The sequence below is a fragment of the Listeria farberi genome (genome assembly GCF_014229245.1).
Lineage (GTDB): Bacteria > Bacillota > Bacilli > Lactobacillales > Listeriaceae > Listeria > Listeria farberi.
Genome location: NZ_JAARZJ010000054.1, coordinates 1 through 769, shown reverse-complemented (window position 1 = coordinate 769; position 769 = coordinate 1). Strand labels below are relative to the sequence as shown.

Below are 769 nucleotides of genomic sequence, written 5' to 3'. Positions count from 1 at the left end.
ATCTAACTCATATTTTTCTATGATATATTGATAAGCCGATAAAACTTCCGCTGCTGTGAAATCTCTATATGGAAGTCCGGCACAAACTACAAATAATTCTTCATTTGACCAATCTTTTATTTCCTTTTTAGGAAAAACATTTCTCATACTTTGAAAACTTTTCCCAGCAATTTTTGTGTTTGTGTTGTTAAAATAAATAAATAACAAATACTTCTTGTACTCTGATCTATGCTCATATACGTTAGCTTCGTAAAAATTTTTTAAGCTTTGCAAAAATATTTTTGTATAAACTAATTCAAAAATTTTTCGTACTATTTTTTTATTATAGCCAGCCTCAATAAATAATATTCTAATAAGTTGCATCTCTAGAGTCGAATACCCTCTTATATTCTTAGAACGTTTTATAAACTTATAAGCTTTCTTTGCATATTTCATTAAACTCTTCGTATTGCCACTTAATTGCTTATTCTTAATAGAAATAAATTCAAATGATAAAAAACTATATGTCTGTTTTCTTTTAAAATAAGTCTTATCTTCCATATCACTAATCATCTCAAAATAACAAGGGCTAAAATCATTATGAGGTCTTCTATATATTGGATTTGGTGAAAAATATTTTTTAATTACTTCATCCACACTCTTCACTTTAAACTTTTGTGCAGTAACTCTGCTCACACCTAGAACAAAAATTAATATAGCAATAAAACTCAAAATATAACTAATTTTTTCAACATCAACCTCCAAAAACCAATTAAAATCTATATTATTC

Annotated in this window: 1 protein-coding gene; it reads right to left on the bottom strand. The window is 26.3% G+C overall.

The features are described from left to right. Positions 1–769 (bottom strand): transglycosylase domain-containing protein (locus HCB45_RS15140; RefSeq protein WP_185620454.1); only part of this gene is annotated, 769 nt, incomplete at both ends.